Genomic DNA, 13,415 nt, shown 5'->3' with positions numbered 1-13,415 from the left:
CTGGAACAATATATCCACAAATGGGTTGTTTATCCCGCCGTGGGATGCAATTACAGTTTGCTGGACTAACTGCCTAGCTTATCGGAGATTTCCCGCCATGCACGCCCAACCGACGCTTTTCGTTTCCCACGGCGCCCCGACGTTCGCGCTGCAGCCCGGACGGGCGGGCCCCCTGCTGGCCGCGCTAGGCCGGCGCCTGCCCGGACCCCGGGCCGTGCTGATCGTCTCCCCGCACTGGATGACGCGCGGGCTGGCGGTCACCGCCAGCCCGCGCCCGACGACCATCCACGATTTTGGCGGCTTTCCCGCCGAACTCTATGCCCTGCAGTATCCCGCCGCCGGCGACCCGGCCCTGGCGGCGCGCGTGGCCGCCCTGCTGGGCGAGTCCGGCCTGCGGGTCGAGCTGGATGCGCAGCGCGGCCTGGATCATGGCGCCTGGGTGCCGCTCTTGCATATGTATCCGCAACACGACGTGCCGGTGATCCAGCTCTCGCTGCCGGCCGCGCTGCAGCCGGAGGCTGCGTGGGCCTTGGGACAGGCCCTGGCGCCACTGTCGCGCGAAGGCGTGTTGATCGTCGGCTCGGGCAGTCTCACGCACAACCTGTATGAATTCCGCCAGCGCGACGGCGCGGACGAACCGTATGTGCAGGCGTTCACGGACTGGGCGCGACGGGCGGTGCGCCGCCACGACCGCGCCGCCCTGGTCGGCTACCTGGAAGCCGCCCCGCAGGCGCGGCGCGCCCATCCCACGGCGGAACACTACCTGCCGCTGCTGATCGCCGCCGGCGCGGCGGCGCCCGATGCCGACGTGGAAGTGATGGACGGCGGCATCAGCCATGGCGTGCTGTCGATGGACGCTTACGTGTTCAATCCGCCGGCGGCGCACTGACCCCGGCGGCAGGCCGGTCGGCGGGGTTCTGCCGCAGCCATTGCAAGGCTTTCTGTCCGGCGCGGCCGTCGGCCGGCAGCCCGGCCTGGCGCTGGACGGTCTGCAACGCCTGGCGGGTGCGCGCGCCGATCAAGCCGTCCGGCTCGCCGATGTCGAAGCCGCGCGCGATCAGCAGCGACTGCAGTTCGCGCCGCTCGGCCCGCGACAGGCCCGGATCATCGGTGGGCCAGGCGCGCACGAACGGGCCGGCGCCGCGCAGCCGGTCGGACAGGTGGGCAATGGCCAGCGCATAACTTTCAGCCGCGTTGTATGAGTACAGCGCGTCGAAATTGCGCGTGACCAGGAAGGCCGGGCCACCGGGTCCGGCCGGCAGCAGCAGCCCGGCCGGCGTGTCGCCCGCCGGCAGGGGCTGGCCGTCGACGCGCTTGACGCCCTGCGCCGCCCACGCCGACATGGCGCGCTTGTTGCGGCGGCCCGCCGAGGAGGTGTCCAGCCCGGCCGGCAGCACCACCTCGAACCCCCATGGCAGCCCCGGCTTCCAGCCGGCGCGCTGCAGGAAATTGGCCGTCGAGCCCAGCGCGTCCGGCACGCTGTCGACCAGGTCGCGGCGGCCATCGCCGTCGAAGTCGACCGCCAGGCGCAGGTAGGTAGAGGGCATGAACTGGGTCTGGCCGAAGGCGCCCGCCCATGAACCGTTCAGGCGCTCGGGCCGCACATGCTCTTGCTGGATGATCTTCAGGGTGGCGAAGAACTCGCCGCGGAAATACGCCTGCCGGCGTCCGAAGCACGACAGGGTCGACAGCGAGGTCAGCAGCGGGCGGCCGCCCAGGCGCTTGCCGAAATTGCTTTCCACGCCCCAGACCGCCACCACCGTGGCCGGATCGACGCCGAACTGCGACTGGGCCCGCTGCAACTGCGGCTGCCACTGCGCCAGCGCCTGCCGGCCATCGGCGATGCGTTCTTCGTCGACCAGGCCGGCCATGTAGTCCCAGATGGGCGTCTTGAATTCCGGCTGGGCATCCAGCGAGGCGATGACGCTCATGTCGGGCGCCAGCCCCCGGGTATGGGCGTCGTAAGTGGCGGCCGACACGCCCTGCTGGGCGGCGGCGCCGCGCAATTGGGCGAGGCAGTTGGCGAAGGCGGCGGCATCGGCGGGGCTGGCCGTATTGGCCGGCGCGGCATGGGCGGCGCCGGCCAATACGGCCAGGCCCAGCAGGGGCAAGAGGCGTGGAGTCATCATGGCGTCGATTCTATCGTCAGGCGCGGCCCGGCGGCCGCGGGCCGGCCTTGCCCTGGTATCGCGCTGTAACTGCGCCGGGCAATGCGGCTACGGCCGCTGGAGTGCGTCCAGCTCCGCCTGGTCGAATCCGGCCTGGCGGCGCGCCGCCAGGTTGAACGGGCCGCGCAGGCGCGGCGCGCCATAGCGTTCGGCCAGTTCGGCATAGCAGGCCAGCGGGTCGAGCCCGCGCTCGGCGCACAAGTGGCGATACCAGCGGTTGCCGATCGCCACATGGCCGATTTCGTCGCGCAAGATGATGTCGAGGATGGCCGCGCCCCGGGTATCCCCCGCCCCCGCCAGCTTGTCGCGGATCAGCGGCGAGGCGTCCAGGCCGCGCGCCTCCAGCGTGCGCGGCACCAGCGCCAGGCGGGCCAACAGATCGCCGCGGGTCTTCTCGGCCATTTCCCACAAGCCGTTGTGCGCCGGGAAATCGCCATAGGCGTGGCCCAGCCCGCCCAGGTGGGTATTCAGCAGTTCGAAGTGATAGGCCTCTTCGCGGGCCACCCGCAGCCAGTCGCGGTAGAACGCGTCGGGCATGCCGGCATAGCGCCAGACCGCGTCCAGGGCCAGGTTCACGGCGTTGAATTCGATGTGCGCCAGCGCGTGCAGCAAGGCCGCGCGCCCTTCGGCGGACTGCACGGAGCGCTGCTTGACCTGCGAGGGCGGCACCAGCGCCGGGGCCGCGGGCCGGCCGGGCAGCCCCGCCGGCTCGGCCAGCGTGGCGTGCGCCTCCAGCGGCGCCGCGTCGTCGATGGCCCGCACCGCGGCCAGCTTGTCGGGCCAGGCGCAGGCGGCCAGCGCGGCCAGCGCCTGGCGGCGCACTCCGGAGGGGACGGCGGCGGATACGGAAATGTTCATGCAATCAAACAGCGGGGATCATTCAGGACGCGGTTGCTTTCAGCGCGTCCGGCCCTGGACTTTATCATTGCGCCATGGACTCTCCTACCCGGCTGGCAATCACGACTTCACTATCCCAGGTGGACGCGCGGCAATGGAACGCCCTGGCGGGCGCGCAGCCGTTCGTGCGCCACGAATTCCTGTCGGCCCTGCACGACACGGGCTGCGCCGCGCCCGATACCGGCTGGGCGCCGCACTACCTGCTGTTGCAGCACGGCGAACAGCTGGCCGGCGCCGTGCCGCTGTACCTGAAATCGCATTCGCGCGGCGAGTATGTCTTTGACTACGCCTGGGCCGACGCCTTCGAACGGCACGGGCTGCGCTATTACCCCAAACTGCTGGCGGCGGTGCCGTTCACCCCGGTGGGCGGCCCGCGCCTGCTGGCGGCCGGCCCGGCCGAACGCCTGGCGCTGGCGCGCGGGCTGATCGAACTGGCGCGCGGCCTGGAAGTATCGTCGCTGCATGTCCTGTTTCCCGACGCGCGCGACCTGGCCGCCCTGCGCGAGGCCGGCTACCTGGTGCGCGAGGGCGTGCAGTTCCACTGGAACAATGCCGGATACGCCGACCTGGACGCCTTCCTGGCGGCGCTGAACCACGACAAGCGCAAGAAGATCCGCCAGGACCGCAAGAAAGTACAGGCGGCCGGCATCCGCTACCGCTGGCTGCGCGGCGCCCAGGTCGACGCGGAGGCGCTGGCCTTCTTCTATCGCTGCTACCGCCACACCTACTTCGCGCACGGCAATCCACCGTACCTGAGCGCCGAATTCTTCCGCCGCGTCCATGCGGCACAGCCGGACGCCCTGGTGTTGATCCTGGCCGAGCGCGATGGCGAACCCGTCGCGGCCGCGCTGAACATGCAGGGCGGCGACACGCTGTATGGCCGCTACTGGGGCGCGCTGGAGTTCGTGGCCGGCCTGCATTTCGAGACCTGCTACCTGCAGTCCATCGACTATTGCATCCGCCATGGGCTGGCGCGCTTCGAAGGCGGCGCGCAGGGCGAACACAAGATGGCGCGCGGCCTGCTGCCGGCGCCGACCTGGTCGGCGCACTGGATCGCCGACGCGCGCTTCGCCGCCGCGATCGAGGATTTCCTCGGCCGCGAGACCCGGATGATGGACGGCTACCTGGACGAGCTGGAAGCGCACACGCCGTTCCGGCGCGCGTAGCAGGCGCTACAGGAAACGGTCGAGCAGCCGCCGGCTGTGCCGGTCGAGCGCGGCCGCGTCGCGCACCAGGTAATGGATGCCATGGCTGTCAACGATCAGCAGCGTCTGCGCCGCCAGCCGGCGGATGTCCTCTTCGCCCTTGAGCGTGAAGGCAGTGGGGCCGCGGTCGGTGGCGACTTGCCATTCGCAGGGCGTGGCGTAGCCGGATACCGCTTCGATGCGGATGATCTCGGGCATGAATTCGCGTTCGGCCAGCGCGTCGTCGAGCGCCTGGCGCAACGGCGTCGGCAGCATGGCCAGGTCTTCGACCCAGGCCAGTTCGTGGCCGTCCGCGCCGACGATCGAAATGCCGCGCTCGGGGTCGCTGACCGGGAAGGCGCGCACGGCCAGCACGCCTGCGTGCGCCTGGCCGTCGGCCGCCACGAAGACCAGCCGGCCCTCGGCATTGCGGCGCAGGTCGTAGGCAGGCGGGGTCATGGCGTTCCCGCGGGCCAGTCCGCGTCCGCGATATCGTCGTCGCCGTCGTCGCGCAGCTCGGCGTCGGGACGCGCTTGCGCCTGGTAAAGGCGGTAATAGGCGCCCTGGCGCGCCATCAGCGCCTCGTGCCCGCCCTGCTCCACGACGCGGCCGTGGTCGAGCACGACCAGCCGGTCGGCGCGACGCAGCGTGCTCAGGCGGTGCGCGATGGCGATCGTGGTGCGGCCGAGCACCAGGTTGTCGAGGGCCTTCTGGATTTCCTTCTCGGTGGCGGTATCGACCGACGAGGTGGCCTCGTCCAGGATCAGGATGCGCGGGTCGATCAGCAGGGCGCGGGCGATCGAGATGCGCTGCCGCTCGCCGCCGGACAGCGCCTGGCCCCGCTCGCCCACCAGCGAGTCGTAGCCGTGCGGCAGGCGCAGGATGAACTCGTGGGCATGCGCGGCCCTGGCCGCGGCGACGATCTCGGCGCGCGTGGCCTGCGGACGGCCATAGGCGATGTTGTCGGCGATGGTGCCGAAGAACAGGAATGGTTCCTGCAGCACCAGGCCGATGTTGCGGCGGTAGTCGGCGATACGCAGCGCACGGATGTCCACGCCATCGACCAGGATGGCGCCTTCGGAGACATCGTAGAAGCGGCAGATCAGGTTGATCAGGGTGCTCTTGCCGGATCCGCTGTGGCCGACCAGGCCGATCATCTCGCCCGGGGCGATGGACAGGTCCAGCCCGTGGATCACCGAACGGTTGCCATAGCGGAACGCCACGTCGCGCAGCTCGATGCGGCCGGACACGCGGCCCAGCGACATCGGCCGGGCGGCTTCCGGCACGCTGGAGACGTGATCGAGGATATCGAAGATGCGCTTGGCGCCGGCGGCCGCCTTCTGCGTCACGGATACGATGCGGCTCATCGAGTCCAGCCGGGTGTAGAAGCGGCCGATGTAGGCCAGGAACGCCGCCAGCACGCCCACCGTGATCTGCTTGTTGGCGACCTGCCAGATGCCGAACACCCACACCACCAGCAGCCCGATCTCGGTCAGCAGCGTCACGGTGGGCGAAAACAGCGACCACAGGCTGTTGACGCGGTCGTTGATCTCCAGATTGCGGTTGTTGGCGGCGCGGAAGCGCTGCACTTCGCGCTTTTCCTGCGCGAAGGCCTTGACCACGCGGATGCCCGGAATGGTGTCGGCCAGCACGTTGGTGAGCTCGGCCCAGATGCGGTCGACCTTTTCGAAGCCGTGGCGCAGCCGGTCGCGCACCGCATGGATCATCCACACGATGAAGGGCAGCGGCGCGAGCGTCACCAGGGCCAGCCAGGGGTTGATGGACACCAGGATCGCCGCGGTCATGGCGATCATCAGCACGTCGTTGGCGAAATCGAGCAGGTGCAGCGACAGGAATATGCAGATGCGGTCGGTCTCGCTGCCGATGCGCGACATCAGGTCGCCGGTGCGCTTGCCGCCGAAATACTGCAGCGACAACTGCTGCAGGTGCTCGTAGGTGGTGGTGCGCAGGTCGGCGCCGATGCGCTCGCTGACCCATGCCAGGATATAGGTGCGGGCCCAGCCCAGCCCCCAGGCCAGCGCCGCGGCGGCCAGCAGCCCGCCCAGGTACAGGCGCACCAGCCCGTAATCGATGGGCGCGCCGTTCTGGAACGGGATCAGCACATCGTCCATCAACGGCATGGTCAGGTACGGCGGCACCAGCGTGGCCGCCGTCGTCAGCAGGGTCAGCACGAACCCGGCCAGCAATGGCCCGCGATAGGGGCGCGCGAAACGCCACAGGCGCAGCAATGCCCAGGTCGAAGGCGGCGCAGCCGGAGCGGGCGCGCAGGCCGCGCACTCGGACTGCCCGGCCGCCGCGGGCGCCCCGGACGGGCCGCCCCGGGTTTCCTCGAAACGCGCCTGCAGGCGCAGCGCGGCTGCATGATGGGCCAGCGTGAAGCGCCAGGCCGCCAGGCGCGTCTCGCCATCGTGCAGTTCCAGCGCGGCGGCGCCGGAGTGGTCGTACAGCGCCAGGCGCAGCGCCGGGGTACGTTGCCAGGTGTGCCACTGCCCGTCGGCCGGATCGCGGGCCAGCAGGCGCCGGTCGGTCAGCACCACCAGGCCGGGCCGGAACGCCAGGCGCGCGTCCAGGTCGGTCTCGATCCATGCCAGCATGGCTTCGCCGGGCGCGAGGCGGGACTGCATCGCGTCGTATCCGGCGGCGCCGGCTTGCCCGGGCAAGCCGGGCAGAAGCTGTTTTCTGTTCATGGATGGCTGTCCGGCCGGGCCGGGGACCGGCCTGGCCGATCGTGTCCCTTCCTTACAACAGCGCGAGTTTATCGGCGCAAAAAGGCGGCGTATAGTAGCACCGGTTTTGCCAATTTCCACCTAGGAATCGACCGCCCCTTCGCATCGGCCCATATCCCGCACCGACACCCCCGCCGCACCTCGCGGGGCTTCCTGTCCGCCGACGCGCCCACACTCCCCACTCCATGAAAAACAAAGACATTGAATTTCTCGATGTCGTGGCTTTGCGCGGCCCGAACATTTGGACTTACCGGCCGGTGCTGGAAGCCTGGATCGACATCGGCGAGCTCGAAGACAGTCCGTCGAACACCATCGCGGGCTTCTACGAGCGGCTGTCGTCCTGGCTGCCCGGCCTGATCGAGCACCGCTGCAGCCCCGGCGTGCGCGGCGGCTTCCTGCAGCGCCTGCGCGAAGGCACCTGGCCCGGCCACATCCTGGAGCACGTGACCCTGGAACTGCAGACGCTGGCCGGCTTGCCGGGCGGCTTCGGCAAGGCGCGCGAGACGTCGCGGCGCGGCGTGTACAAGGTGGTGGTGCGCGCCTGGCAGGAACAGGTTACGCGCGCGGCGCTGGACGCGGCGCGCGAACTGGTGCTGGCCGCCATGGACGACCGCCCCTACGATGTGGCGCGCACCGTCGCGCGGCTGCGCGAGCTGGCCGACAGGCATTGCCTGGGCCCCAGTACCGCCTGCATCGTGGATGCCGCCGACGACCGGGACATCCCCTGCATCCGGCTGTTCGAGGGCAACCTGGTGCAGTTCGGCTACGGCGCGCGCCAGCGGCGTATCTGGACGGCCGAGACCGATCGCACCAGCGCCATCGCCGAAGGCATCTCGCGCGACAAGGACCTGACCAAGGCGCTGCTGGCCGATTGCGGCATACCGGTGCCCGAAGGGCGCCGCGTCGACAGCGCCGAGGCCGCCTGGGAAGCGGCGCTGGACATCGGCCTGCCGGTGGTGGTCAAGCCTTGCGACGGCAACCATGGGCGCGGCGTGTTCATCAATCTGGCCAGCCAGGCCGACGTGCAGTCGGCCTACGCGATCGCCGTCGATGAAGGCAGCGGCGTGCTGGTCGAGCGCTTCGTTCCCGGCAATGAGCACCGGCTGCTGGTGGTGGGCGACCGCCTGGTCGCCGCCGCCGCCGGCGAGCCGGCCTGGATCGTGGGCGACGGCCGCGCCAGCGTGGCCGAGCTGATCGAACTGCAGATCAACTCCGACCCGCGCCGCGGCCGCACCGAGAATCATCCCCTGAACATCGTGCGGCTGGATTCGGCCGCCCGGCTCGAGCTGGCGCGCCAGTCGCTGGCGCCCGACAGCGTGCCGGCGGCCGGCCGCCGCGTGCTGATCCAGCGCAGCGGCAATGTCGCCTTCGATGTCACCGACCGCGTGCATCCGGACACCGCCGCCGCCGTGGTGCTGGCCGCGCAGGTCGTGGGGCTGGACGTGGCCGGCGTGGACCTGGTGGCCGAAGACATCGCGCAGCCCCTGGAAGCGCAGCGCGGCGCCATTGTCGAGGTCAATGCCGGTCCCGGCCTGCTCATGCATCTCAAACCCGCCGACGGCACGCCGCGCCCGGTGGGCCGCGCCATCGTCGACCACTTGTTCCCCGCCGGCGAAGACGGCCGCATCCCCATCGTGGGCGTCGCCGGCACCAACGGCAAGACCGTGGTGGCGCGCCTGGTGGCGCACCTGCTCGGCCTGTCCGGCCGCTGCACGGGCCTGGCCTGCAGCGAAGGGCTGTACGTGGGCAACCGCCTGGTACAGGGCGGCGACCGCGCCGATTGGACCGGCGGCCGGCGGCTGCTGATGAACCGCACGGTCGAGGCGGCCGTCATCGAGAACGACAGCGGCGTCATCCTGGGCCAGGGCCTGGCCTACGACCGCTGCCAGGTCGGCGTGGTCACCAACCTCGATGAAGGCGATCACCTGGGCGACTTCGACATCGACGATGCCGACCGCCTGGCCAATGTGCTGCGCACCCAGGTGGACGTGGTGCTACCCGGCGGCGCGGCAGTGCTCAACGCGCGCGATGCGCGCGTCGCGGACATGGCCCCGCTGTGCGACGGCGAGGTGCTGTTGTTCGGCGCCGACCCCGCCCTGCCCGCCATCGCCGCCCAGCTTGCCGCGGGCAAGCGCGCCGTGTTCGTGCGCGACGGCCGCATCGTGCTGGCCGACGGCGGCCGCGAGACGGCGCTGGCCGATGTCGCCGCGGTGCCGCTCACGCACGGCGGACGGGTCGGCTTCCAGGTCGAGAACGTGCTGGCCGCGGTCGCCGCGGCCTGGGCGCTGGACTTGCCGGAACCCTTGATACGCGCCGGCATCGAGGCCTTCGATGTCGACCAGGCCGACGCCCCCTGGCAGTTCACTGTGTTCGAGCGCGGCGGCGCCACCGTGGTGGTGGACGACGCGCACAACGCGCCCGCGCTGCGCGCCCTGCTGGCGGCGGCCGGACAGTTCCAGGCGGGCCGGCGGTGCGCCGTCTATGCCGCCGGCGCGGACCGCCGCGATGCCGACCTGGTCGAGCAGGGCCGGCTGCTGGGCGCCGCGTTCGACCAGGTGGTGCTGTATGACGACGCCACGGTGCCCAGCCGCCGCCCGCCCGGCCAGGCCCGCGCGCTGCTGCGCCAGGGCCTGGCGCAAGGCGCGCGCGTGGCCGAAGTGCACGAGGAGCCCGACCATGGCCGCGCCATCGACATCATGTTCGAGCGCCTGCGGCCCGGCGATTTCCTGCTGCTGCAATCCGACGAAGCCTATTCCGGCCCGACCATCGACCGCGTGCGCCGCTGGATCCAACAATAACCAAGCGTCATGCCGCGCCGCCGCCGGCGCGGCGCAGAAAGGAATCCGCCCCATGGACGTCTCCCGTATCCGAGCCCTGCGCGGCCCCAACCTGTGGAGCCGCAACACCGCCATCGAATCGATTGTCACGTGCAGCGATGCCGAATGCGCTGTCGACGAACACCTGCCCGAGTTCGAGGCCCGCCTGCGCGCGCGCTTCCCGCAAATCGGCCGCCTGCGCCCGGAGGGCCATCACGGCGCGCTGTCGATCGCCCACGTGCTGCAGGCGGTGGCGCTGGGCTTGCAGGCCCACGCGGGCTGCCCGGTCGCGTTCGGCCGCACGGCCGCCACCGTCGAGCCCGGCGTGTTCCAGGTCGTGGTCGAATACAGCGAAGAAGAAGTGGGCCGCCGCGCGGTCGAGCTGGCCACGCAACTGCTCGAGGCGGCGCTGGCCGACGCGCCGTTCGACGTCGCGGCCGCGTTGGCGAACCTGCGCGAACTCGACGAGGATCTGCGCCTGGGGCCCAGCACGGCCTCTATCGTCAACGCGGCGCTGGCGCGCAACATCCCCTATCGTCGCCTGACCCAGGGCAGCATGGTGCAGTTCGGTTGGGGCAGCCGGCAGCGCCGCATCCAGGCGGCCGAGACGGACGCCACCAGCGCCATCGGCGAATCCATCGCCCAGGACAAGGACCTGACCAAGATGCTGCTGGAGGCCGCCGGCGTGCCGGTGCCGCTGGGCCGCTCGGTGCGCGACCCGGACGCGGCCTGGGAGGCCGCGCGCGAGCTGGGCGGGCCGGTGGTGGTCAAGCCGCGCGACGGCAGCCAGGGACGCGGCGTGGCGGTCAATATCCGCACGCGCGAGCAGGTGCTGGCGGCCTACGAGGCGGCCGCCCAGATCAGCGCCGAAGTGATTGTCGAGCGCTACATCCCCGGCCATGACTTCCGCCTGCTGGTGGTTGGCGACCAGCTGGTCGCCGCCGCCCGCCGCGATCCGCCGCAGGTGACCGGAGACGGCCGTCACTCGATCCGGCAACTGGTCGAGCAGGTCAACGCCGATCCGCTGCGCGGCGACGGGCATGCCACCTCGCTGACCAAAATCCGCTTCGACGACATTGCGCTGGCCACCCTGGCCACGCAGGGCTATCACGCCGACTCGGTGCCGCCCGCCGGCGCGCTGGTGGCGCTGCGCCACAATGCCAACCTGAGCACCGGCGGCTCGGCCACCGACGTGACCGACGAAGTCCACCCCGACCTGGCCGCGCGGGCGGTGACGGCCGCGCGCATGGTGGGCCTGGACATCTGCGGGGTCGACGTGGTGGCCGAGACCGTGCACCTGCCACTGGAGGAACAACACGGCGGCGTGGTCGAAGTCAACGCCGCCCCCGGCCTGCGCATGCACCTGGCCCCGTCGTTCGGCAAGGGCCGCCCGGTGGGCGAGGCGATCATCGCCAGCATGTTCGCCGATGGCGACGATGGCCGCATCCCGGTGGTGGCGGTGGCGGACACCAACGGCAAGACCACCACGGTGCGCCTGACGGCCCATCTGCTGGCATGCGCCGGCCGGCGGGTCGGCATGACCAACTCCGACGGCGTGTACGTCGGCGCGCGGCGCATCGACAGCGGCGATTGCAGCGGGCCGCGCAGCGCGCGCCGCATCCTCGCGCATCCCGGCGTGGACGCGGCGGTGTTCGAAACCGCGCGCGGCGGCATCCTGCGCGAAGGCCTGGCGTTCGACCGCTGCGACGTGGCCATCGTGACCAATCTCGGCATGGGCGACCACCTGGGGCTGGGCTACATCAGCACCGTCGAAGACCTGGCGGTGGTCAAACGGGTGATCGTGCAGTACGTGCACGCGGGCGGCACCGCGGTGCTCAACGCCGCCGACCCGATGGTGGCCGCCATGGCGGCGGCCTGCCCCGGCAAGGTGGCGTACTTCTCGAACGACCCCGCGCATCCGTTGATCGCCACGCACCGCGCGCAAGGCCATCGCGTGGTCTATCGCGACGGCCCGGCCATCGTCGCCGCGCAGGGCGCGGCCGAAGTGGCCATCGCGCTGGCCGATATCCCGCTGACCCGCGGCGGCACGATCGCGTTCCAGGTGGACAACGCCATGGCCGCCATCGCGGCCGCCTGGTCGCTGGAACTGGATTGGGACACCATCCGCCGCGGCCTGGCGGGATTCGTCAGCGATGCCCGCACCGCGCCGGGCCGCTTCAACGTGTTCGAGTATCGCGGCGCGACGGTCATCGCCGATTATGGCCACAACCCGGACGCCATCGCGGCGCTGGTGCAAGCCGTCGACGCCCTGCCCGCGGCGCGCCGCAGCGTGGTGATCAGCGGCGCCGGCGACCGGCGCGACGAAGACCTGCGGCGCCAGACCGAGATCCTGGGCGACGCGTTCGACGACGTGTTGCTGTACCAGGATCAATGCCAGCGCGGCCGCGCCGACGGCGAGGTCGTGGCCTTGCTGCGCGAAGGCCTGGCGCAAGCGCGGCGGACCCGCCACATCGAGGAAATCCATGGCGAGTTCCACGCCATCGACAGCGCGCTGGCGCGGCTGGCGGCGGGCGATTTGTGCCTGATCCTGGTCGACCAGGTCGAGGCGGCGCTGCAGCACCTGGCGAGCCGCATCGCCACCGCCTGAGTCCCTGTTACGCCGCCCCATCAAAGCGGCTCAAAACTTTACGGAACTGTAACTCCGCTTGCCGCCGATAGCGCCACCGCCACCGTCTGGGGCGGCGGCGGCCGCGCGTTTACATTTCCGTACAGCGGCGTTTGACACTGCGCCACAGGCCCACGTACGGTGGTAACACGCTCATCAACCAGGAGAACCACCATGAACAACGACATTGTTGCAGGCAAGTGGAAGCAGCTGACTGGTAAAGCGAAAGCCGCGTGGGGCGAGTTGACCGACGACGAACTGACCCGCACCGAGGGCAACGCGGAACGGCTGGCCGGCCTGATCCAGGAACGCTACGGCAAGACCAAGGAAGAAGCCGAAAAAGAAGTGCGGGCCTTCTTCGACGCCAATCGCTGATCCCCCTTTCATTCGAGGAGAAACGACATGCTGTACTACGCCGTTGTTTTCTTCATCATCGCCATCATCGCCGCGGTATTGGGCTTCGGCGGCATCGCCGCCGGCGCCGCGGGGATCGCGAAGATCCTGTTCTTCGTGTTCCTGATCCTGGCGCTGCTGTCCATCCTGAGCGGCGCCTTCAGGAAAAAATAGGCCGCATGGGGCAGCTCGCAGCGGCTGCCGCCCTATCGACCCGCAACGCAACAAGGAGAACGACTATGCAACTGCGCAAACTGATCGTCGCCACCGCCATGGGCGCCGGCGCCGTGTTCGGCACGGCGGTTCAGGCTCAGAGCGACGCGCCCAAGCAATCGGTGGGCGAGTACGCCTCGGACGCCGTCATCACCACCAAGGTCAAGGCCGCCTTCGTCGCGGACAAGACGCTCAGCGCGCTCGATATCGCGGTCGAAACCAACAATGGCACGGTGACGCTCACGGGCACGGTGGGCACCGAAGCCGAAACCGAGCAGGCCGCCCGCGTGGCCCGCGACGTGGAAGGCGTCAAGCAAGTGCAGAACGACATCAAGGTCGACCCCGCCAAGGCCCAGGCCAAGTAAGCCCGG

The 13,415-nt window shown here is 70.4% G+C and carries 11 protein-coding genes; 7 read left to right on the top strand and 4 right to left on the bottom strand.

Going from position 1 to position 13,415, the window contains the following annotated elements; translation table 11 throughout:
- The first annotated feature begins 97 nt into the window (after positions 1-97).
- The gene (locus CAL24_RS06690) at positions 98-889 is read left to right on the top strand and encodes a dioxygenase family protein (RefSeq protein WP_094806113.1); all 792 of its coding nucleotides are present in this window, start codon (positions 98-100) and stop codon (positions 887-889) included.
- Here the strand turns inward: CAL24_RS06690 and CAL24_RS06685 are convergent.
- A complete protein-coding gene (locus CAL24_RS06685; RefSeq protein WP_094806111.1) occupies positions 867-2,129 on the bottom strand; it encodes a lytic murein transglycosylase in 1,263 nt (420 codons plus the stop codon). The genes CAL24_RS06690 and CAL24_RS06685 overlap by 23 nt on opposite strands.
- A gap of 87 nt (positions 2,130-2,216) precedes the next feature.
- Positions 2,217-3,026: a ferritin-like domain-containing protein gene (locus CAL24_RS06680; protein WP_094806109.1), complete on the bottom strand. Its 810-nt coding sequence runs from the start codon at positions 3,024-3,026 to the stop codon at positions 2,217-2,219.
- 74 nt (positions 3,027-3,100) lie between these two features.
- Here CAL24_RS06680 and CAL24_RS06675 point away from each other — a divergent pair, with 74 nt between their 5' ends.
- Positions 3,101-4,231 (top strand): GNAT family N-acetyltransferase, encoded by a 1,131-nt coding sequence (locus tag CAL24_RS06675; RefSeq protein WP_094806108.1) that lies wholly within the window; start codon positions 3,101-3,103, stop codon positions 4,229-4,231.
- Between the two features lie 6 nt (positions 4,232-4,237).
- Here the strand turns inward: CAL24_RS06675 and CAL24_RS06670 are convergent, their stop codons facing one another.
- Together CAL24_RS06670 and CAL24_RS06665 are read right to left on the bottom strand one after the other, a co-directional pair.
- Positions 4,238-4,708, bottom strand: coding sequence for a DUF1854 domain-containing protein (locus CAL24_RS06670; protein WP_094806106.1), 471 nt, complete (start codon positions 4,706-4,708; stop codon positions 4,238-4,240).
- The gene (locus CAL24_RS06665; RefSeq protein WP_094806104.1) at positions 4,705-6,957 is read right to left on the bottom strand and encodes an ABC transporter ATP-binding protein; all 2,253 of its coding nucleotides are present in this window, start codon (positions 6,955-6,957) and stop codon (positions 4,705-4,707) included. The genes CAL24_RS06670 and CAL24_RS06665 overlap by 4 nt, the downstream gene beginning before the upstream one ends.
- A 224-nt stretch (positions 6,958-7,181) precedes the next feature.
- Between CAL24_RS06665 and cphA (CAL24_RS06660) the strand changes: the two genes are divergently transcribed.
- The 5 genes from cphA (CAL24_RS06660) to CAL24_RS06640 all read left to right on the top strand — a co-directional run bounded on the left by cphA (CAL24_RS06660) (position 7,182) and on the right by CAL24_RS06640 (position 13,409).
- Entirely contained in the window at positions 7,182-9,794 is a 2,613-nt protein-coding gene (gene cphA, locus CAL24_RS06660; protein WP_094806102.1) for a cyanophycin synthetase, read from the top strand.
- A gap of 52 nt (positions 9,795-9,846) precedes the next feature.
- Positions 9,847-12,420, top strand: a complete 2,574-nt coding sequence (cphA, locus tag CAL24_RS06655) for a cyanophycin synthetase (RefSeq protein WP_094806101.1) — start codon at positions 9,847-9,849, stop codon at positions 12,418-12,420.
- Between the two features lie 192 nt (positions 12,421-12,612).
- Positions 12,613-12,813, top strand: a complete 201-nt coding sequence (locus tag CAL24_RS06650) for a CsbD family protein (RefSeq protein WP_028354262.1) — start codon at positions 12,613-12,615, stop codon at positions 12,811-12,813.
- Between the two features lie 27 nt (positions 12,814-12,840).
- The gene (locus CAL24_RS06645; protein ID WP_028354263.1) at positions 12,841-13,005 is read left to right on the top strand and encodes a DUF1328 family protein; all 165 of its coding nucleotides are present in this window, start codon (positions 12,841-12,843) and stop codon (positions 13,003-13,005) included.
- Between the two features lie 65 nt (positions 13,006-13,070).
- Positions 13,071-13,409, top strand: coding sequence for a BON domain-containing protein (locus CAL24_RS06640; RefSeq protein WP_028354264.1), 339 nt, complete (start codon positions 13,071-13,073; stop codon positions 13,407-13,409).
- The last annotated feature ends 6 nt before the right edge of the window (positions 13,410-13,415 follow it).

The sequence above is a fragment of the Bordetella genomosp. 2 genome (assembly GCF_002261345.1).
Taxonomy (GTDB): Bacteria; Pseudomonadota; Gammaproteobacteria; order Burkholderiales; family Burkholderiaceae_B; genus Bordetella_A.
Note: the sequence above shows the minus strand (reverse complement) of the source record. Positions and strands in the feature narration are given on the sequence as shown.

Excerpts from the sequence above, each read along its gene's own strand:
- CAL24_RS06690 (WP_094806113.1), top strand. The coding sequence starts at position 98 with ATGCACGCCCAACCGACGCTTTTCGTTTCCCACGGCGCCCCGACGTTC.
- CAL24_RS06685 (WP_094806111.1), bottom strand. The coding sequence starts at position 2,129 with ATGATGACTCCACGCCTCTTGCCCCTGCTGGGCCTGGCCGTATTGGCC.
- CAL24_RS06680 (WP_094806109.1), bottom strand. The coding sequence starts at position 3,026 with ATGAACATTTCCGTATCCGCCGCCGTCCCCTCCGGAGTGCGCCGCCAG.
- CAL24_RS06675 (WP_094806108.1), top strand. The coding sequence starts at position 3,101 with ATGGACTCTCCTACCCGGCTGGCAATCACGACTTCACTATCCCAGGTG.
- CAL24_RS06670 (WP_094806106.1), bottom strand. The coding sequence starts at position 4,708 with ATGACCCCGCCTGCCTACGACCTGCGCCGCAATGCCGAGGGCCGGCTG.
- CAL24_RS06665 (WP_094806104.1), bottom strand. The coding sequence starts at position 6,957 with ATGAACAGAAAACAGCTTCTGCCCGGCTTGCCCGGGCAAGCCGGCGCC.
- cphA (WP_094806102.1), top strand. The coding sequence starts at position 7,182 with ATGAAAAACAAAGACATTGAATTTCTCGATGTCGTGGCTTTGCGCGGC.
- cphA (WP_094806101.1), top strand. The coding sequence starts at position 9,847 with ATGGACGTCTCCCGTATCCGAGCCCTGCGCGGCCCCAACCTGTGGAGC.
- CAL24_RS06650 (WP_028354262.1), top strand. The coding sequence starts at position 12,613 with ATGAACAACGACATTGTTGCAGGCAAGTGGAAGCAGCTGACTGGTAAA.
- CAL24_RS06645 (WP_028354263.1), top strand. The coding sequence starts at position 12,841 with ATGCTGTACTACGCCGTTGTTTTCTTCATCATCGCCATCATCGCCGCG.
- CAL24_RS06640 (WP_028354264.1), top strand. The coding sequence starts at position 13,071 with ATGCAACTGCGCAAACTGATCGTCGCCACCGCCATGGGCGCCGGCGCC.